The organism is Desulforamulus reducens MI-1 (assembly GCF_000016165.1).
GTDB lineage: Bacteria > Bacillota > Desulfotomaculia > Desulfotomaculales > Desulfotomaculaceae > Desulfotomaculum > Desulfotomaculum reducens.
The window spans coordinates 1039454-1059958 of record NC_009253.1 but is presented as its reverse complement, the minus strand read 5'-3'; the positions used below and the strand labels follow the sequence as shown (position 1 = coordinate 1059958).

The 20505-nt window shown below is 40.8% G+C and carries 17 protein-coding genes; 2 read left to right on the top strand and 15 right to left on the bottom strand.

The features are described 5' to 3' along the window. Positions 1–57: 57 nt before the first annotated feature. Entirely contained in the window at positions 58–7734 is a 7677-nt protein-coding gene (locus DRED_RS05420; RefSeq protein WP_011877362.1) for a SpvB/TcaC N-terminal domain-containing protein, read from the bottom strand. 437 nt (positions 7735–8171) lie between these two features. Between DRED_RS05420 and DRED_RS05415 the strand changes: the two genes are divergently transcribed. Together DRED_RS05415 and DRED_RS17830 are read left to right on the top strand one after the other, a co-directional pair. Beyond that, a complete protein-coding gene (locus DRED_RS05415) occupies positions 8172–8528 on the top strand; it encodes a sigma factor (protein WP_011877361.1) in 357 nt (118 codons plus the stop codon). Positions 8529–8554: 26 nt separating this feature from the next. Continuing rightward, on the top strand, positions 8555–8959 hold the full coding sequence (locus DRED_RS17830; protein WP_011877360.1) for a helix-turn-helix domain-containing protein: 405 nt from the start codon (positions 8555–8557) through the stop codon (positions 8957–8959). 291 nt (positions 8960–9250) lie between these two features. On the opposite strand, the gene DRED_RS05405 is transcribed toward DRED_RS17830, so the two are convergent. The 14 genes from DRED_RS05405 to radC all read right to left on the bottom strand — a co-directional run bounded on the left by DRED_RS05405 (position 9251) and on the right by radC (position 20379). After that, positions 9251–10144, bottom strand: a complete 894-nt coding sequence (locus DRED_RS05405) for an AbiTii domain-containing protein (RefSeq protein WP_011877359.1) — start codon at positions 10142–10144, stop codon at positions 9251–9253. 136 nt (positions 10145–10280) lie between these two features. After that, positions 10281–10865, bottom strand: coding sequence for a hypothetical protein (locus DRED_RS05400; RefSeq protein ID WP_011877358.1), 585 nt, complete (start codon positions 10863–10865; stop codon positions 10281–10283). Positions 10866–11027: 162 nt separating this feature from the next. Continuing rightward, positions 11028–11303, bottom strand: a complete 276-nt coding sequence (locus DRED_RS05395; protein ID WP_011877357.1) for a hypothetical protein — start codon at positions 11301–11303, stop codon at positions 11028–11030. Further along, on the bottom strand, positions 11304–11546 hold the full coding sequence (locus DRED_RS05390) for a hypothetical protein (RefSeq protein ID WP_011877356.1): 243 nt from the start codon (positions 11544–11546) through the stop codon (positions 11304–11306). Between the two features lie 395 nt (positions 11547–11941). Further along, on the bottom strand, positions 11942–13024 hold the full coding sequence (locus tag DRED_RS05385) for a ParA family protein (protein ID WP_011877355.1): 1083 nt from the start codon (positions 13022–13024) through the stop codon (positions 11942–11944). An 89-nt stretch (positions 13025–13113) separates the two neighbouring features. Continuing rightward, positions 13114–14202, bottom strand: coding sequence for a hypothetical protein (locus DRED_RS05380; protein WP_011877354.1), 1089 nt, complete (start codon positions 14200–14202; stop codon positions 13114–13116). 981 nt (positions 14203–15183) lie between these two features. Next, positions 15184–15585, bottom strand: a complete 402-nt coding sequence (locus DRED_RS05375) for a hypothetical protein (protein ID WP_041274485.1) — start codon at positions 15583–15585, stop codon at positions 15184–15186. Further along, positions 15545–16213, bottom strand: a complete 669-nt coding sequence (locus DRED_RS05370; RefSeq protein ID WP_011877352.1) for a DUF2786 domain-containing protein — start codon at positions 16211–16213, stop codon at positions 15545–15547. Before DRED_RS05370 ends, DRED_RS05375 begins: the two co-directional genes overlap by 41 nt. Before the next feature lie 42 nt (positions 16214–16255). Further along, positions 16256–16567: a DUF6573 family protein gene (locus DRED_RS19000; protein WP_337998928.1), complete on the bottom strand. Its 312-nt coding sequence runs from the start codon at positions 16565–16567 to the stop codon at positions 16256–16258. A gap of 13 nt (positions 16568–16580) precedes the next feature. Beyond that, positions 16581–16766: a hypothetical protein gene (locus DRED_RS18995; protein ID WP_049755854.1), complete on the bottom strand. Its 186-nt coding sequence runs from the start codon at positions 16764–16766 to the stop codon at positions 16581–16583. 543 nt (positions 16767–17309) lie between these two features. Next, entirely contained in the window at positions 17310–18221 is a 912-nt protein-coding gene (locus DRED_RS05360; protein WP_011877350.1) for a coiled-coil domain-containing protein, read from the bottom strand. Positions 18222–18332: 111 nt separating this feature from the next. Further along, positions 18333–18587 (bottom strand): hypothetical protein, encoded by a 255-nt coding sequence (locus DRED_RS05355; RefSeq protein ID WP_011877349.1) that lies wholly within the window; start codon positions 18585–18587, stop codon positions 18333–18335. 15 nt (positions 18588–18602) lie between these two features. Next, positions 18603–19625 carry a DUF3854 domain-containing protein gene (locus tag DRED_RS05350; RefSeq protein ID WP_238442585.1) on the bottom strand — a complete coding sequence of 341 codons (1023 nt, stop codon included), beginning with the start codon at positions 19623–19625 and terminating at the stop codon, positions 18603–18605. A 58-nt stretch (positions 19626–19683) separates the two neighbouring features. After that, entirely contained in the window at positions 19684–20379 is a 696-nt protein-coding gene (radC, locus tag DRED_RS05345) for a RadC family protein (protein WP_011877347.1), read from the bottom strand. Positions 20380–20505 lie beyond the last annotated feature (126 nt).

The following is a 20505-nucleotide window of genomic DNA, read 5'->3' as shown; positions in this document are numbered from 1 at the left end:
CCCCTCCTCCTTGTTAATGGTTGAAAGAATTAGTTAACCGATTAAGTCTTATTTGTATTAATTAGGAGTAAATTTTTTCCATGGACTCTGTTGGGCAACAGTGACCGGCCAGCGGTGGGCATACACCTCCGTCCCCAGCTTGTCAGCAACCAACTGCGCTGTACTGAACCAGCTCTCCCAGAAACCACCAAAGCAGGTAGCAAGTTTAATGGGTATATTTTTTCCTGTGGTTGAATCCTGATGGGGAAAACCAGCCTGCTGCAAAAGTTGGACCAGTTTTTCCTTATCAATATACTGATTGTAATCGCCATGCACCGATTGGACAAAGGAGAATCGCGGATATCCATGGACTGCTACTAAGTCGCACTTGACCCTTTGCTGTGTTTCCTCGTCAATAACTGTAAAGTGTTTTGGTTTAAGATTGGTAATTAATTCTTCAGGATTAGGATTAAGTTCCAGGTAATGCCTATCAAAAGCTCGGGTTTGATAAGGTAATAGGTCTTTTAATTCTGCTCGTACAGGCATGGTTGGCACTTTTGCATCGCCAGGCTTAAATAAACCAAATTGGGCACCCGAAGCCAGAATTCCCCCGCCAAAACCTGCAATGGCTCCCATTAGGATATTATGGGTATTAAACTGCCTGGTGACTGCCTGTACAGCCAATACTCCCAGGGAACCGATTGTTCCCCCGGTTAAGCCGGAGGCCACTAGGCCCGTTCTGGCCACAGATGTGGTCTGCCAGTCTTTTTCTTTTAATTTAGACATCGTCCCCCTGCCAACATAGCCGCCAACGGCTGAACCTATGGCACCTGCCCCAGCAATGGCCAGAGCACCTAATGCACTTTTATCTTTGTTAAAAAGCATACCGGCCAAGCCTGCCAGGGCGGCCACAACCGGGGAGGCATAGTCCCCCGTACCTACGGCGGCCCCACCAATCAGTCCAACCGCAAGGGCCGTGAGACCTCCATAGAGCAAGTGCAACCAGGAACCGCCTACCTTACCGCTTGTGTCGATAAAGTTAACAGGATTTCCCTTTACAAAGGAATACAGGTTAAGCCCATCCACCGTTCCAGCTGGGTCGGGATTGATCCACCTGCCCAACCAGGGCAGGTAGTAGCGGGCACCGTAATAATAAAAGCCTGTGGAGTCGTCCCTTTCTTTGCCGCAGTAACGGTACTCCTTCAGTTTGACTTCCCTCTTATCCCTTCCGGCAATGAAAGAAGTGCCGCCGTAGGGAAAGTACTCCTCGCAGCTTATTATGTTTACCTTTTCATCAACTTCCAGGCAAGCTGAACCCAAGTTGTTATTCAATTGATAGCGGAACTTGCGCTCCATGGTTTTTTCGGTCTCCCGATTTAAGTCATCCTTGAGCCAAATGTCGGTTATGGCTATGCGGCTTTTGCCATCCATAATATGAAGGGACTGTCTGTCCAGTATTTGCGATTCCAAATGATCCGATTTCTTTTTAATGCGTTTAATTTCAAAGTTACCAAGATAAAGCTTCTCCTCTATTTCCCTGAGGGAGCCGCATTTGCGTTCGCTCACCTTTCTAACCCGCTGTCCACTGCTGTCATAAATAAAATATTCGCTGTCTGAACTGTTGTTTTCCCTTAAAATAACGTCCACTCTAGACAGGTTATTTCTATAGCTCCAGTTTATACTGGCCAGGTTTTCCAGATTTAGCATGTTGCCGCAGGGGTCGTATGCCGTTTTGAAGAAATTCTTTGCACCGTTTAACGAAGCAATTTGAACAGTACGGTTGGTACCCTTCGATATGTCAAGCTGCCTTGTCCATGAGGTCGATGACGAAATATGCCTTATGTTTGTCAGGTTTCCTGCCTCATCATACTGATAGTCCTGGCGGTAGTTCTCCAAACTTGTACCATCATTGGGGTTGGAAGACTTGATGGGTATAAATTTGCTTTGTTTAAACCCATCTCTGTGACTCCCGTCAAAAATACCGGGATGCTGGCGGCCTGTGGCACTGACCAACTGGTATAAAGGGTTGTATGAATAATCGCTCAAGGGCTCCACTTTTTGCTGATTGTAAAAAACAGTGGGGTATGAGTTATCCCGCAGTCTGGTAACATTGCCCACCGGATCGTAGGTATAATGGATTTTTTGCAGGAGACAACCCTTGAAATCCTTTGTGTTATTACTATCTGGTTTCAATGATAAAATATCGGTTAAACGCAAGGCCGGATCTGTATAAGAATATTCTGTTGTCACACCGTTCCCATAAATTATTTTAAGACGCTGGCCATTGGCATTGTATTGGATGTCCTTTATAAACTCCTCTTCGCTGCCATCCTTGAAAGCCACAACAACTTTCCGGAGCAAACCAGCTTGATTGTAAATATGCGTGTAAATGCTGCCATCAGGAGCTGTTTCTGAAATAACTCTTTCAAGGGCATCATAGGAGCAGCCAATGCTGAATAGCTCATCTGCCAGACTGGATTTATTCACATTATCCCAGTTAGCTTCCTTTTTATAATCGGCCAGAAACTGCCTGTCCGTTTGCACTGCCTTACCTTTCAGGTTATAGAGATTGCAAGTTACAACGCCGGCCTGGTCAAAATGTTTATAAACTTGACCCCGCAAATTCTTATCCTTTGAAGCTTCTTCTTTCTCTTCGTAAAATTCTCCATAAACAAACTTTTCAACCGCCTGATGCAAAACAAGACCTCGTCCGTCGTTACCTTCAACGCCAATCTGAACACAACGTTGCAGACTGTCGTACATTTTTCTTGTATGAAAACCGCGGCTATCCCAGGAATGAACTGTATTACCAAAGATGTTGGACAAACTTAACTTTAGACCCGCGTCGGCGCTGTCTACGGAGAGAGGTTTTTTTTGCATGTCATAAACATATTTGAAGTTGTAATAGTCCGTATGATCCTTCAGGTTGGAGTAATAAAGTCGCGGATCAACAGAGAAGAGAACATTTCCTTGAATATCCAATTCATGATAAGTGGTAAGACAGTTTTCTTTCAACAAATTTATAATTTTTTCTTCAAACTGTTTGTACCTGCCATCTAGCCCCAACATAAACCCCTTAAAATAGGGACGAAATTTGCCCGACACCCAACCCATTGCCGAAGGTGGGTCACCAGTTTCAATATATCCTTTTGATTTAAGTTCATCCCACAACTCTTGGCAATTTACTTCTGTCCCTTTGACGATATCTTGAAGGATATCTTTCGTTATCTCTCCCAGGTTATTGCGAATTTCCAGGAAAGTCTGACCTGTGTTGTCCAAAACCTTTGTATCCGGCGTATTATAAGAACGGGAAGCCTTATCCAGAGCATCCTTTTCATCCCTTTGCTCCTGTGATGGGTCTTTGGAATAAGTTTCCTTAAAATTTTTAAAATAAACACTGTCTCTTACCGTATCATTTTCATCAAAATGCTTTTCCTCCCAAGGCGTAAATTCTACTTTGGAAAAAAATCCTTTGGGATTCACTGTTTTTACCACCCTAAGCAAAGGATCGTAATAAATTATTGTGGGCTTGGGCAAAATGGGATCGATGTCCTTCTGCAGTTCATAATCTGGCGTGGCTGAAAAATAGGGAATAAACTGCTTTATAGGCTTGGCTTTGTTGTTGTAAACGGTTCTGCCAGATACAATCCAGCGATCCTGGGCAAAATCCTTAACAATTTTGCCCGCTGCATCGTAAACGGGTTTTCCTGCATTATCCCTTAAAACAGCTTCCCCTGCATCAGCCTTAAGTTTCTTTTCAATTTCCCTGCCAAATCCGTCACTATAGTTTATTTGGATGTGCATACCACTTTTTTCACCAGCGGCTAGGTCACTGACGTGGGTTTCCCTGGTCAACTGAACTGAACGAGCTGGCTGACCTTTGTTTTTCCAGGCAGACAGATCGTAATAGAAATAGGTCGTGGCATCCTGCAGGTATTTATGGGGATTGGCAAGCACATCGTCAAATGTCGTGTCCACCTGGGGAATTGCCTTGTATTCCTTTAAATCTCTATCTCCCGCTGGTTTACCGCCCATTGTACCAAAAACAGATGTGGCGATAACCATACCCAAAGGATCAAAAAAAGCCTGGGAGACGTTATCGTTGATATCTGTGATTTGTACGGGCAATAGTATGGTATAGTCGAGCAAAGCACTGGAAGTATTTGTTATTTTATCAGTAATAAACTTGGTTGCTTTAACAGGAGCAAGGCTATACTGGTCGTATTCATAAACTGCTTTAGCATACAGGGATGAAGGGAAAGAAGTGTAAGAATTTTCTGTTTTCCACGGCAACAAGAATCTGTCCTTCAAATAATGCTGGACCAGACCCCTGTTCCACCAATATCCCTCTTGAAAGGCGTACCCTCCTTCCTTTTCCAGCATATCAATGGTCGCTTTGCCATTAAATACTGTGTTTAGCAGTTCCTGAGAGAATACCGCTTCTTCAGAGTGATGCAACAATGCCTTGTCTGTAATTTGCCCAAGGGGGAGAGGTGCATCCTGGGCTTCATTCCAGAAATAATTTCTTTCCCAGGAAAGCAGTCTGGCCTGTACTTTGTCACTAGAAAACTTCTCATCGTTTCTAATACAGTTTTGCAAGGCCCGGCCAACCTGGTCTTTTATTTTTGTAAAGCTAAAACAAGCTTGTCCCTGTAGATCCAAAGCGCCAATTTCCAGTGTTTTGCTTTCGTAGGAAATGCCTAACAACCAAAAATCCAAACTGTTGTTAATAAAAGAGTGCAAATCCACAATTGCTTTGATTTTGGTTTGTTCTGGATGAACTACCGAAACTGCGTCCTTGGGGGTGGCGCGCCTGGGATAAAACACACGACAGGACTTTTTTACATTACCAAAGTCATCCACAGCAAGAATAAATTCGTGCTGTATCTGCGGGTCGTTAGGATTACGCTCATAATTAAAGCTAACCGTTTCCTTTTTATAAACAGAAAACACTGCCCTATTCTCACCTATTAATGGCTGTATTAGCCTTACATGAAAATTTGTTTCGGTTACTGTATAGGGATGGCCCGTCCGACCCTCAATATAATCAAGGGCATATACCTCCTCTCGAATAACCTGGCCCTTCAGTGCCCTGTAAGCTTGCCTTAGGGTTTCGGCGCAACCTTGTCGGACAACATCATCAAAGGTACTATCGGGTATTGAAAAGCCCCTTTTATCCTGCTGGTAATATTCTTTTTCACACTGTTTTGACACAACCCCTTCTTCAATGCAGGCTCCGATATGATACCACCTTTTTGTCAGGACAGGCGGCACATGGTGTTCCTCTTCTAGGCCATAAAATGCAACGTTCTCAAGTAGACCGGGTTTCGCATAAGTAAAGAAATCCTCGCTATCCGTTTCCTCCACAAAGCCAAAGCCTCGGAATTCCCTTTCCACAGAATCGTAGAAGCCGTCATGGTATTTGTATTGGGTTGTTAGCTTTAGACCAGAAATTTTGTCTATGCTTTCTACTTTTTCCACCACCTGGACGGGAAAAGGAAGTTTGGTTTTCCATGGCTTGCCCGCCATTTTATCATGCAGATAATACTTTACCGAGCTGGTATATTTTATGTTTGTTAACGCCCCCAGATTGTTATCAATGCCGGTTAAAAGGTAGGGCTTTGTTCCTTCAGAAAAATCATAATAGTATTGCTTTGCATTGGCGCCTGTTTTAATAAAAACCAGGCAGGCAGTCCCATTACCTTTCACGTCGGCAAAACCGAGCTGGTCCAGATTGCTATATGTTTCAGGCAGAGGTATGGATAGGGGGGGACTAAAACTGTTGCCGCCCTGGTTAAAAAAAACCTGAACTTTATCTGGATAAGCATAAATGAGATCTGTCATACCGGTACCGTCCAAGTCTGCAAGAAACAGGCGTGAAGCGTCCAGAGTATCCCCAAAACGCGGTGCATTTGCAAACAATACCCTTTTACCAAAGCGTCCGTGCCCAAGATTGGGCCAGCACTCAACGCTGCCGTTACGGATTCTTACTCGGTGCGCCATGCCGTCGCCAAACATATCGGCATAACTTAAGACTTCTTCTGCATATCCGTTGCTTGTTGTGGGATAATCCTCTGACAGACTGGCCCTTGTAGGAATACCGTAACCCTTTTTCTTCAATGAAGGATAAATCTTTGCGGTATTATCCTCGTAAAGCAAGAGATCTGCCAGACCATCTCCGTTCATATCGATCATCTCTTTATGGGAATTAGTGAAATCCAGGGGATAGGTTGCGAAATCTCGGTAAGAATGCCAAGAACCATCGGGATTACCTTCATAAAAGCCGCCCCTTTGCGGGGTACCCACCACCAGGTCAAGCCTGCCATTGCCCTCAAGGCTCACCAAGGTGTATTCGCCTTTTTTTAAATCCTTTTCAATGGGAAATTGTGCAGCTGGTTCGGGATACTCATATTCACCATTACCTTTGGGCTTCCAATACAACGTGGCCTTATCGTCGCTGTATAAAAGGCCTGGGATGCCGTCTCCATAAAGGTCTACAAAATTATAACGTATTTGCCCTGTACTTACGGGCACGGCCGTACTGTTCCCAACTTTCAAAGTATCGAATTTTCCACCTGCCGGCATCAGGCATGAATAGGTAAGCTTAAGCGACGGCATGGATCTAAATTGATAACTGCCGTTTTCTTTCCTTTTGAAACCCTTCAATTCTACCTGGGAAAGCTGAAGTATTTTGGTAAAAGGGTTGTTACTATTCTGTAACTGTTGCGCTGGTTCCCTATATGTCAGTTGGGTGGCCTTGACTAGACAGGGTGTTTCTCCCAATTCTTTTTTAAAATGGTGGAACATTAGAATATTCCGACACAAACGCAAGGTACGTATTTCAAACCCGCTTCGGTAAGAGGAAAAGGGGTCTTGCCTGGCAGGCCACTTCCTGGCAGGAATGTAAGGGTTGCAACCGGGCTGGCTTAAGTATTGGTCTGAAATATCGTATTGTCCATAATCGAAAACCACTTCGAATGCCCAGGCTTCCTCACCTTTGCCATCCAAATAGTTGCCGTATTTAATGCTGCTTACATATTTATTTGTTGCGTATGTCCGGTTCTTTTCACAGATATTGTCCGGCGCATTTTCATTATCTTCCTGTTTGTAAAAATACTCTATCTTATTTCCTTTGGCATCGTAGGTTTTTTCGATAAGCCATTTAAAAACGCGAGTATTGTCGTGAGGGTCTGCTATTCTTGCATTTTCGCTTTGCCCATAAATGGAGGTTGTATTGTCCTTGGTGGTTACCTTCCAAAATGATTCCCAGGAATTCTGCCAGTATTCTATTTGGGCAAACAGTCCCTCAATTCTAGGTATGTATGAGAGAACTTTCCAACCGACTCTGTTTTCTTCCACATGTCTTTCTTCCTTGACCCAGCTTCCCTCTTGGTTCTTTACCATTTTAGATACAAGATCCTCGGCGTTTGAGAAAAGAAAAGTATCTGTGTCGTTATACCTTGGAATTCCTTTTTCGGTTTTCCTTGAAATGTTGGGAATGGAAATAGAGAAACCGATTCCGAAAATGCCATTGCCTGTCCCCGAATTATAATTTAGACTTATTTTCGGCTCGAAATCACGGCAGGGTGACATTTGAACAGGGATGGAAAGGTTGGCAGTACCAGAGAAAGGGTCAGGCTGAAAGGTTTCACCAATTCCTTTAATGGCTCCTCCCCCTTTGGGCAGAGACAGTTCGGTGAAGGATATTTTGCTTTTATCTTTTTGGTTTGTAAAACTCTTTATTTTATTTCCCATTTTTATACCCCTCTCTTATAGAAAGGTTCATTATCTAGATTCCCCCCTTTTTTATCAGCTAGCCAATGATTCCATAAATGAAACCATCCAGTTAGAATTAGTCAAATGTTCATAAGGCAAGGTATTACCGAACCCCCTTTAAATCTTTCAAAATCCCAAAGGTAATTTTTGTTAATTTCCATTATATTCGACTTCCCCCGAATACTCAAAAGTCGAATTTTTTCATTTAGAACAGTCCCAACTATTTACTACTATCTTTAAACCACGGGTTAAGTAATGCTCCAAATTATGGTTTTTATGTCACTAATAGCTAATTATTTTTCCATTTTAACATACTTTGTAAACAACATTTCCTTTGTTGCGGCACAGGACAGACACCAAATGGAGTTCCCTTCATAACATATATTGTTGACTCAATTATTAGGGGGGATTCATTGATGCTATCCGGCCTTTGGACAGTTACTGTCCTGTCGGTTGTTAACGGCGTAATGGCACTGGTTTCTTATATTGCCAACAACACTTTTCCCCAGCCCTTAAAAGAAGTGGAAGAAGCTCGTTATTTGGCATTATTGGCTGAAGGAGATGAAATGGCAAGGAATATCCTAACTGAAAGAAATCTCCGCTTAGTTGCTCATATTGTGAAAAAATTTGATTCTACTGGCGAAGATGTGGATGACTTAATCTCCATCGGGACCATTGGATTAATTAAAGCCATTAATACCTTTAAAGCTGATAAGGGCACCCGTCTAGCAACCTATGCCGCCCGATGTATTGAGAATGCAATTCTCCCATAACGGAAACATTTTACTACGCTCAAAGTGTGGATATTTTAAAAAGCTTAACGGATTTGAATTCTGTTGGCGGTAGGATTAGATATTACCGGTTAGCTCATGGTCTTCTTCAAGAAGATGTAGCCACAAAAGCCGGTATAGATGTTTGTACAGTAAAAAGATATGAGAACAACCAACGTGAGGAATCTCTTGAGATATGTAATAAAATAGCGGAGGCTATTGGAATTGATCCAAAACTATTATACGATGAATATTTGTCTTTTACCGCATCCGACTACGGTAAAAGAATTAAATCATCCCGCATTAAGTTAAATCTTACTCAGCAGGACTTTGGTCAACTTTTAGGTGTACATAGAAAAACTGTTGTCTGCTGGGAGAAAGCCCGTAAAAAACCCCTAAGAGAACACTATTTATTGCTTGCTAAATTTTTATGATTTAAGATTTTCTCTTTCTAATTATAAAGTTCAGCAAGTCCTTTACCACAGAGGTAAAATGACTTGCTAAACTTTATTCCCATCTAATATAACGTATTCTTTTTTGTCGCTATATGTTACCATCCACCGGATCTTCATTTTTAAACCGGCAAGACGGATGTCTTTGCTAGACCATTTTACTCGACGGTGATAAATACAATTTGAACAATCCATAGACGCACCACCCATCCAAACTAATGTTTGGTGCTATTGTAGCACAACGGGAGGTAATTATTCTTTTTTATTTATCTATTAACTACCCAAAGTGGATAAAATCGTGGTTACCTGCTGAAGAATGCCGGTAGCAACTAGACTCCCTGTTGTACCTTCCGCAATATTTCGTACCGATTTCAGGGCCTCTTTAATAATACCACGTTTAGGGTTAGGGGACTTCACTTGTGAATGAAGAACCTCAATTTCGGAGGCTAATTCTTGTTTTACTACTGAATCTTGTACTTCTTCTTGAAACTTCTCCAAGCTACTGATTAAAGAAAGAAGGCTTTCCACTTTGAATTCCTCTAACTTCAGTGATTGGGTGGAGTGTTCCGTGTTTTGCTGGAGTTGTGAGTTTATCATTGTTCCAATATGGTTTATTATAGGTGCAGAGCTTTTTACGGCCATTTCTTTTTCTTTTTCGCTAAACGTCATACCCTCACCTAATACTCCTTCCTCTTCTAATTTTAAGGTCCATTCAAGAATGATATTTCGAACTTTATCCAGAATATTATTGAATTGAGATACGGGGATATGTAAGGATACTTCAAATTCCACTTCAGTCATTTTCATAAACATCATTTGAATATGAGAAGGAAATTTATACATAAGCATTCTACCACTTTCCTCCCCTTGTTTTACCAATAGCTCAACTTCAGTAAGTGGTGATAATATATCCTTCTTTTTTATTAATTTCTCAATTTCAATATGGAAATACGCCGGGATGTAACCATGATAAGGATTTAATGCTTTTATCTCACCGTGTAATATTCTGTAATCTGGTAGACCCTCAGCATCCTTATATCCATTTAACTCCAATTCCACCCATTTGGAAAATTCCTCCACCTTCAACTTTCTTGACAAGGTATATGCTTTTCTAAGCAAAACAGATACTGGTGTTTGCTGTTGATATGCTTCACGCTGCAACTCCAAAACCAATGACTCCATACTATCTCACATCCTATTAATTACTCACTATAATATTACATTATTTTACATAAAACTACCAATAATTAGAATATTCATAGTTACAATCGACGGATGAAGTATAACCAGGGGTTGCTAAGCACTATTCTGCATCTTGAAAGAAATGCAGAACTCCGTTATTAATTGTGCCTGATTGGTGATCAATTTCCCTTTCCTTATCAAAAAACGCATCAACACAATTGTCTATCTCTTCCTGCAAAATTCCCCCTTGTTCCTTAGACATAGATAAGTGCCAAAACGGTATTTCGTCAGGTAATCTTTTTAATGTAAAGCATAATCTTAAACCAGATGGTAGATCTACCCAATGACGGCTGTGCGGCATCTCAAATGTATCTTCAATGATTGGATTTTCCTTAGCAACCAGCGTCATTTCTCTTGCTAACTCAGTAAGTGGATTAGTAGACCCATACTTTGCAAGCCGGTATTTTTTAATCCACTCTTCAGACTCTTGCTTTATCTCTTCAGGCATATCTTTTTTAGCAAGTATCATTTGATGCATTACTAATTCAGCAAAATCCCTTGGTTGATTTTTAAGTTCAGCTAAATACTGTAATTCAATTTTAGTTGCCCATTTGTTACAGAACTCAATAAGCTGATCAATATTCCTGGTTCTTAATACTTCCCCAAGTTCCTTATTGTATAATTTGTATAATTTTATTTGTTCCAAAACAATAACACCTCCAAGCTAACAATTCTTGTCTTAATTTTCTAATACCTTCCTGATTAATAAGAATTTTCGACAATTGTTATCTCGAAGGGACGTAGGCCAAAGACTTATATAATAGAAAGAAAAGATAAAAACCATTCTGATTAGAATGTAGTTGAAGTATTAACCCCGAGTACTGCGACTACCTTTAGTTCTTCTCCTTGATGGCTTGTCTATATTAGCTAACTTCTTAATAGTTGGCCCCCAGTTTTTCTCCAACCATTCTGTCACTAACTTACTCCAGAATTTACTTTCATCGAACTCTTTATTTTCATGCTCTTTAACTGCTCTAATCATATTCATCAAGGCCTCGTATTGAGTTTCCGGAAGTTCAATTTCTACATTGAATCGCCGTGTTCGTGGTGCAGGTTCTCCGAATAAAAAGTTTAGTAAACCCATTTATTCCCGCCTCCTTACCATAATAAATAAATCCTTTGGAGGCCACATGGCATAGATATTGTTTAATATTTCTTCGTTATGTAGTGCTGCAGTGATGAGCCGATCCAAAACTTGTCCTATTGGTTTTCCGACATTTAACGCTAATGCCTTTACCTCAGCTTCTATTTGCTTATCAAGCCTTAAGGGGTACTCCCACTTCTTATCGGAACGCTCTTTGCGGGATGCCTCCTCCCTCTCTACCACTTAATGCCCCCCTTTCAGGTGCTTATCCCAGGGATAAAAATATATTTATATCAAATCCTATGCCGGTAGGAGGGAGGTATGACTAAAAATTGCCATTTATGGGTACCCTAAATAACGGGTGATGATATGAAATCTTTACTTAAAAAAATAATCGAAATGGGTACCACAGATAGCAGCAATAGTTTTGTCTATAAGGATAAAAGTCCAGAATCTATTAGGCATATTGCTAAGAAAATGAACGAATTTACCTATGGTAAAATAAAACAATAAGATAGTCATTAGAAAATCCACGGTAAAAAATTACCGTGGATTACTTTTAGTCTTAGGAATATATTTACTCCAACTCGATTTTCACATAAAACAACATCTCGCAAATAGCCTGTAGATTCAAACATCTATAATATTTTGTTTACGAAAGCCTTTACATCATCCACTGCTTGAGTATAATTTCCTTTAGGTATGACAACCTCATTATTATTCGGCATAGTATATTTTGTTGAGTTAGGTAAATTACAAATAGGAATTCCAAGTGCAGCTGATACTTTTCCTGCTGTGTGAAAATCTTTTACATCAGAAACAAAATATTGCTCCCAGTCAGACTCATCTTTAACATTACTTGCCGGATAAAATAGATTCGGGAATTTATTAAATTGTTTATAGCAGAATTCCATTAGTTCAGATTTTATAGATTGAAATGCGTTGGCAATCCCTTGATTAGAAGTATAATTATTAAATACGAATTCAAAAATCAATGGAAGTTTTAATTCAAAATTCTTAATTTGTTTATTATAAGTAATAACATTTTCTGCATATTTTTTTATAGCTACTGATGGGTATTGATCATAAAGTAACATTAAAATTGATTTTATACCTTCTTCAGAACTATGGTCTGCCATCATGGGAATAATTAAATAATCTGAAGATGTCAATGCCATTTGTGTATATATAGAAAAGCTAGGATTACAATCTATAAAAACCACTAAGTTTTCCAATTTTTCATATTCATATTCATATTCACATAACCTTCTAATTGCTGTCATATATTCTTTCCAAGCTTGGGTATTAGCCGGGTTAATTACTGCATAATTTAATGCTAAGGAAAGGGATTCCAAAAACGAATCACCTGCAATTAAATATACATTAGTTGGTATATGCTTATTGTAAGAAGAAACATTAATTTTATAGGAAGTGTTAGGCGTTTTAAAATTCGAATTTCCTTTTAATAACCAATCTATAAAACCAACTACATTTTTTCTTCCAGCTAGAGACTGTAATTTTTGGGTTGTTTTATATCCTTGTTGGCCACCACCTAATAAAAACTGAGATATATTAGCTTGTGGACACATATCAATTACTAAAACTTGTGTGTTAGGGTTCTTTTGAGCATAAAGTGACGCAGCATTAAAACAAAGAGTAGTTTTCCCTACTCCTCCCTTATTGTTATAGAAGGCATAAATTTTTATATTTTTCTTTGACATAATAAAAACCCCCCACTATCACCCATTCAATAGCTATAATTTTCTAAATTTTTTTATTTTACTTTAATCTATTAACTAGTTTATGTCAATTACCCTTTCTCCCTTGGTACATACCGGTATGTAACCTCCACCCTGTTATGTCCAAGATCCGTGGTTAACCTCATCCTTGCCACAATATCTACTACTCTATCTACTGGGCTTTCGCATATTCGCCTTGCCTTTTGACCTGACACCGGAAATTCCTTGGAGAGTTTCTGCCAATCTTTTGTCTCTATTAGTTCTCTGAGTCTATTAACATACTCTTTGTGTCTATGAACCGCAAAGGTCTTTCTCATTCCATGAAAGCCTCGTCCCTGAAAACTACTTTTTGAAGCGATTACCGATATTTGACAATAAACTGTCTGCTGTTTCATCTCAGCAAATATCTTCCCGTGGGGCTTTTCCCTAACCAGTCGCTCCATTAAACCCTGGTACTGCCGGTCATAAGTAACTTCTCGTACCTTACCTCCTTTTTCAATTAACTTCACTGTCCCACGCACCAGGTCGATTCGTTCGGGAGTAACCACTTTATCAAAGTCCCGATATGCTTTAACTTTTTCAACTGTTATTCCATCGGTAACAACTTTGCCACCCTTTTTTCTAACTACCCCAAAAACAGATTCAGCACGGCAGCCGGTGGCACGGATGAACTCCATTGCATCGGCTGCCTTCGGATTTATTACCCTCAACTCGTGAATGAGTTTATTTGCCTCTTCCGGCGTATATGCAGGTCCACGCTGTTTAGTAACATCTTCTCTGCTTCTACGAGGTCGATCTAATTTGTCAATTTCCCATGAAACCTTTCCAAATCTTTTATTTGTCATATCCTCTAATTTGCTAAGAGCCGATGAATATTGGTGTACCGTCTCAGGCCTCCGGGTTAGCTTTAGCCTCTCTAGGAAATTTCTAACTTCTTCGGGGGTTATAGAACATATTTGAAATTTGTTAGTCCCCCTCTTTTCAGCGAGATCTTCTGCAAACCGCATACAAGCACCACGATAAATATCATACGTCATAGAACCAGGGATAGCTGCATCAAGCTGACCCACTTCACGTAGTGCTTTTTTCTTTTGTCCAAAGCTTCGAGACATGCTAAATAACTGATCAACTTGCCTATATATCGTCTTTAACTTTGCCATTGACCATCCCCCTATCCCCGGACAATGCCCGGGCAACTTTCATCATCTAAAACCTTCTTCGGACATTGCCCGGATACTTTAATACTAGTTTTAGGCCAAATAAGTAGTTTTGTCCGGGTTTTGTTCGGACAAAACTACTTTGTTTCAAAATTTTCTTGTAAATGTTGTAATTTATTAGCTTGTTTTGGCTAGTTTCTTACCCGGACACTGCCCGGACATCTATAAACTTCTAGCTACCGCTGGTTCATGGAGACCCTGCCGGGCACTTATCTGCCCTTACCAGGGCAGATGTTAATTTCATTTCCTGATCATTTTTATCTACCGAACTTCTTGGCATTACTACCGTAATGCTAAAACAACTACCGGTTAGTTTATACCCGGGCAACCGCCCGGGATTCCTAGCTTTGCTATAGCCTTGTCGCTACCGCATCAAGGCTATAGCAAAGCTAGGGCTTGTGGGTCATCCTATCGGGTCGTTTATTTATGCCTACCGTCCTAAATAAACGACCCTACGGGTCTTCGCACAAACCTTCCTACCGGAAGCTTTTGTGATAATCCTCCGCCATTGTGCTGCTCCCGCAGCCCAACGGCTGGGTATGTCCTTACCGGTCACCTCTACTGTCCGGCAAGATAGTCCCCTTTGACCCATGCGACTACCGTCGCTCACGACCAGGTCCCTTGGCCGCCCTACCGGTCTGCCTCACTTACCGGTCATCGACGTTGAGCCTCCGCACAAAGGAACGATGCCTTAGTGGGAAAAAGTGCTCATTTGGGAAAAATGAGTTGAGACAAAATATTTTGCAGTTACCACTGCTCACTGCTGGCTTCTACCAAAGCCATATCCGATTAAACTGGCTTTACACCAGTAAATAATTAAAAATAAAAGTTGTAATCCCACCATCAGGACTACATATCAAACTGAAATATTTCCCTTTGGGAATGGCCTGGAATATATACCAGGCCATTTTAATAATACAGTTTTTAAAATAATGCTAATTGCTGATCCCCTTCATGAAACTGCTCACCTGGGTCAACAATTGGTATTCCATACTTTTTGTGTATTTTTACTTGTTCTTCATAACTTTTTGCAACATAAACACTGCCATCTTTATGCTTGTACAAGTAAGCTATAGCAGTATCTGTCTTAGGTATATTCTCATTAAAATCCCACTCACTTGGATTAATCCATAGGGAGACAATTAGACCCCATTTATGCAAATCAGTTGTCCATCCTACTTGGCAAAAGTTCACCAATTCAGGGTGGTATCTTACTTGGCTAGCCAAAACCAACCAGCCACCTTCCTTTTTCATTAATTGGTATAGCATGTAGTAATACCGAAATTCAGTGAATAATCTTCTGCTTTTCATTAAAGCTTTTTCCATCTCGATAGCCAGCTTCCTTGGCATCTGCTGAGCCACCAGTTACAATCCTACTTTTCTGACCCTTTTGTAACTTTTTCTCGTTTACGGTTTGAATGACCAAAGCATCCTTAGCCAGGATTAAAGCATAACCCTTAGATTCAATCTGCTCCTTAAACTTATCCCTTAGTCCTTTGAGAAACCCAGTCAAATAATCATTTTTTAGATGCCTACTGTTTATGCTCACTACTGGGTTACGATTCGTTTTCACGTAGTTATTTGATAAATAGAGCATGGTGTTGAGTGCATACAGGTAAACTTCTTTTGCTATTTCCACATCTTCCTTTAAACCTATAAAGTAAATTCCTTCTCCCAGTACTGCATATGGATGGCAACGAAAGTTTTCACCGATAATCCCAGCTAGGCTTTTTTCAAACCAAGTATTTCTTCGCTTTTCTGAAATACAGATATCTTCCACTTGTTTTTCCTTGCCTGTTTCCTGTGATATCTCAATTTCAGCCATGGTTAGTCCGTGTTGTGCCATTAACTCCTGTGCTTTTAATAGTGCCGCCTGTGCTTCTTCTTGATAGGTACTCTTCGTTAGCGCAAGCACTTTACGTATTTTATTAATGATTTTCTCATCTATCATCATGAAGTCTCCTTATCATCTTTATCTTTCGTGTTACAATCCTGACTAATCTTCATCCGGCAGCATTATAGTGATAACTGGTTCTTCCTTATCACCCGGGTGACACAATGCCTTCAGTTTTACAAATTCTCTGCACTTACCCTTTACTACTTCAAGTTTGAATCTTATTTCTGCTTGGCCCTTGCTACATCTTGCTGCAACAGAACACATCCATAATACATCCCACAGCCTACCGGCTTCAGTCTGTCCTTTCTTTTTAGCTATTTCATCGGGGGTGATAACCTCCGTCAACACTGCCTGGGTAACAGCTACAGGATATTTAAATCCTGCTTGTCTGGCAGTTTGAGAAACATCTATTTAGACCCCGTCTTCAATCGCCTGTTTTCTGGTGTAGGAGCAAATTACCCCTGGAAAATCCAATATATCTTTCATATTTTTGATACCGGCTGCCGCCGGTATCCTTCCTCCCTTCGGATTGGATTAACCGGCTTTCAGCCTGGTATTTTCTTGCTACTCTTGCTTGATTATCACTGCAAATAGGGTATAATTTAACCAAGCATATCTCCTTCAAAAAGGAGGAGGCGTGTGGTTTTTTCGCTAATACTTTTTCTTTATCTACGTTAGGTTAATTACCTAACGTTTTTTCTTTCTCTTGCGGTTGACGCCAGCTCGTTTAAGTTCAACCAGCTTCGTCAGTAGGTTTACTACTGCTATAATAAGCTGGAGAAGCTCAAACATTGGCATAAGCGTCACCCCCTCTCTGTTAGGTCTCACACGCCTCCATGTGTGGAGACCTAACAAGAGAAAGTTGCATTTGGGATTTACCACCAAACCCACTTTCTTATCGACTTATCAAGTAATTAATCAGGTGGGCACCAAAATAAACTGGTACCGCAACACACAAAAATTTAAATAACCTTCTTTCAAAAAAACCATCCAGCCAGATAATAATGTTCGTTGTAATATCTTTGTTAGTTGATTCATTCCTGTAAAATTGTCTTAATTGAGACTGTTCCATATTTTCGCCAGGGAGTCCCCATACCGGGGAAAAATCCCCGGCAGGTCACCTCCTGGACTTATTTTTTATTTCTTACTAGACTTACTCACTTTGGTTAGTTTTTTGATTTTCCAACGTAGTTTTTAAAGCAACATTTTCATCTTTCAGTTTTTGAATTTGTTGCTCAAGTTGTGAAAGCTTGATTTCAAATGTTGCCTTCTCTTCCCTACATTGAGCAAGAGAATCTCTTAATCTACCGATTTCCTCCATGAATTCTCTTTGAGCTAGTAACACGGCCCTTTCTTTTTCTACATCCGCTCTGTCTTTAGTCCTTTCAAGAAGATCCTTAGACTTAGCAACTTCCATATCAAGGTCATTCTTTGCCTGGTCTTGAGTTTGTTTTAGCAATTCCTGGGTTTGATCTAATCGCTTTGCTATTTCTTCTTTTTCTTTTTGGTACTGTTCTGCCTTAGAAGCCTGATCAGCAAGATGTTCAGCTTTTTTTTTAGCAGCTGCTGCTGCTTGTTCAGCAAGGGCTGCTAAACGAGCTGATTGTTCCCGGGCTTCTTTTTCTCGTTCTACGATCTCTTTTAGTTGGGCAATCTCTTGGTTAGCCTGTTCCCGTAAGAGAGCAGATTCTGCATCAGCCTGTTGAACACGTTCGTTAGCACTTTCTATGGCCATGGCAGCTTGTTTTTCACGGTCTAAGGCTTCCGCCTTCACTGCCTGGGCCTCAGCTTCTGCTCTTTCAATACGTTCGGTATCTGATTCTTGTCTGTCCTTAGCGGCCTTTACCATAGAAACGTAGATTTCTTCTACTCGAGCGAGATGGTGCCTGAGGTTTTCTACTTCTTTAACCTGGCCCATGCTTTCGCGTTCCTGGGCTGCTTCGTAACTGCCAACTAACCGGGATAAGAAGTCCTTCATGGTGATGCCGCTTTGCACAGCCATGTTATTTAGCTTTTCTTTTATTTCTGCATCGATTTTTGCTGAAAATGGCACTGCCTCACTCATATATCCAACCTCCATGCTAATTCTTTTTTAATTTGATATCCAAAGGGTATACTTTTTATACCTTGTTTTCCTTAGGTATACATAGGTATAAAAGTATACTTTAGGTATACCTTATTTGCTTGGGTAAGAATCTGTTGTCATCATCCCTTGATAGAGTTCTAAGAGAGGGGCTGTTACGTGCAGCAGCTCTTTTTCTACTCTATCTCTATCACCGTCCATGACAGCTGCAAATAAATGACCCATATGTTCCCCGGCAATCATCGCCCATTTTTCCATTGGTAAATCTTGCTCTCCTTTTACCAAACGGTTCGTCTCAGCCTGTAAGGCCACTTTAGTTAAGAAACTATTTTTCATGCTTTCGGTCATTGTTTGACACCTTCCTTAATTAATTTTCTTATATCGAATCTCACATCTTGCCAGTACAGCATCATCTACGCCTTTGTACTGGTTATTCCATATTGCCTCAGCTAGTTGCATCCCGGCCTCGGTTATCGCGTGTCTGAAGCACTCACAGGCCGTTTTCACGTGACGATTAGTGTACTTGTCACAATCATAGGCCTCAACAATTTCACTTTCCGGAAAACTCTGTTCCAATAACTCCGGTACCGGTGCCCAGGTATTAGAACTCACGGTTCCCAACACTACAGCACCAACCCTTTGGCTTAGGATAGTAGCTTTTAATGCTCCCTCTGTTACCCATATCCGTTTGTCTTTTAAAATTCTTGGTTGGGCTACATGAACCGGAACTCCGCAGGATGATCCAGTCTCTTTATTACCAGAACTGAATAACTGGTACTTCCTATCCCCGATGGGTTTGTCCAGTCTAGTTTGTAATGCTTGGATTTTCCCTTCTTTGTCTAAAATGGGAAATATAAAGCCTGGGGAATAATTGAAACACCAGTAGTAGCCGTTTCCCTTTTTATTGGGTGCCTGGTAAAATCCCGGGACCCCTTTGAGGTTATAACCCATGTCTATAAGCCGTTTACATAACTCCCATGGTTTGACCTCGATTAAAGACTTAAATCCTATCTCTTTGATTTCTTCAAGAGTAAAACCACGGTGTTTGGATAGCTCTTTAATGTGGTAAGGTGCCAGACTTAATAGGCTTAGAAAATCCCTGTATACCCTGTCACATACCTCTGCAGAAGCCTTTGCAGCTACGGTTGCAGCTGTTTCAACAGGCTTATAATATGATGGGGTTTCAATCAACTTATGGAGCCAACCGCCCATTTTACCTGGTACAAGGTGATTGCTTTCAACTCGCATACAAATGGCAATGCGATCATTGAAAGAGCACCAATCAGTTTTACCGCAGACAGGACAAGGCTGCTGCCGGTTGACCCGTTGTAACGGTTGATTCACATATTGTTTTGCATAATTCATATTCTCGGCGGCATACGCCACCCTTCACCTCCTATGTGTTTGGGTAGGCGTATAATCCGCCTTGATTTTTAGTTGCTTTTTAAATAAGTCCTTTGGATTTTAGACTAGTAAATTTATCAAAACCTAGTACTATGTGATCCAGGACATCAATACCGATGATTTCTCCTGCTTCTATTAATCTTTTGGTTAAACTAATATCTTCCCGGCTAGGTGTGGGGTCGCCACTTGGATGGTTATGAACTAGAATTACGGCGGCCGCACTGCGCCTGATAGCCTGTTTAAACAACTCCCTGGGGTGAACCATGGAGGAATTTAAGGTGCCTATAGATATTGTCTCTTTTCCAATCACATGATTTTTGGTATTTAGGAGTAGTGCACTGAAATACTCTTTATCAAGTAGCTTGGCTTCGTTTTTCATTAAGTAAAAAATATCCTCAGGGCATCGTATAACAGTATTCTCTGAAGCCCCAGCACTGGCCAGCTTTTTGGTTAAGGCAAATGCGGCCATTAGCCTTGCAGCCATACTTGGGCCGATACCTGGGTAAGTCATTAGTTCTTCTTTACTCAGATTCAGGAAATCCACCAGGTTTAACAGCAAAAGACTCTTCATGGTCTCATCTGGTATATCTCCTATCAAAGCTGATAGGATTAATTCCATCGATGTGTTCTCATCGCCATTAATCTGATAAACAGCTCCACTCTCTCTAAGTCTTCCAGCAAAGCTCTGAGCTTTTTTACTTCCTTTATTACCTTCCCACATAGAAATCTGTTGCATATATAACGGTACCGACCTACTGGCCGATACCTATCCCCCTTTCGATTGGATAGTACCGGCCAGGAAGGCCGCATAAGTTTTCCTTAAAAACGCAAAAAGAGAACGTCCGAGGGAAATATCCCTTGG

What these genes read in the sequence shown, in the direction of transcription:
- DRED_RS05420 (WP_011877362.1), bottom strand. Translation starts at nt 7,734, where the DNA reads ATGGGAAATAAAATAAAGAGTTTTACAAACCAAAAAGATAAAAGCAAA.
- DRED_RS05415 (WP_011877361.1), top strand. Translation starts at nt 8,172, where the DNA reads ATGCTATCCGGCCTTTGGACAGTTACTGTCCTGTCGGTTGTTAACGGC.
- DRED_RS05395 (WP_011877357.1), bottom strand. Translation starts at nt 11,303, where the DNA reads ATGGGTTTACTAAACTTTTTATTCGGAGAACCTGCACCACGAACACGG.
- DRED_RS05385 (WP_011877355.1), bottom strand. Translation starts at nt 13,024, where the DNA reads ATGTCAAAGAAAAATATAAAAATTTATGCCTTCTATAACAATAAGGGA.
- DRED_RS05380 (WP_011877354.1), bottom strand. Translation starts at nt 14,202, where the DNA reads ATGGCAAAGTTAAAGACGATATATAGGCAAGTTGATCAGTTATTTAGC.
- DRED_RS05375 (WP_041274485.1), bottom strand. Translation starts at nt 15,585, where the DNA reads ATGGAAAAAGCTTTAATGAAAAGCAGAAGATTATTCACTGAATTTCGG.
- DRED_RS05370 (WP_011877352.1), bottom strand. Translation starts at nt 16,213, where the DNA reads ATGATGATAGATGAGAAAATCATTAATAAAATACGTAAAGTGCTTGCG.
- DRED_RS05360 (WP_011877350.1), bottom strand. Translation starts at nt 18,221, where the DNA reads ATGAGTGAGGCAGTGCCATTTTCAGCAAAAATCGATGCAGAAATAAAA.
- DRED_RS05355 (WP_011877349.1), bottom strand. Translation starts at nt 18,587, where the DNA reads ATGACCGAAAGCATGAAAAATAGTTTCTTAACTAAAGTGGCCTTACAG.
- radC (WP_011877347.1), bottom strand. Translation starts at nt 20,379, where the DNA reads ATGCAACAGATTTCTATGTGGGAAGGTAATAAAGGAAGTAAAAAAGCT.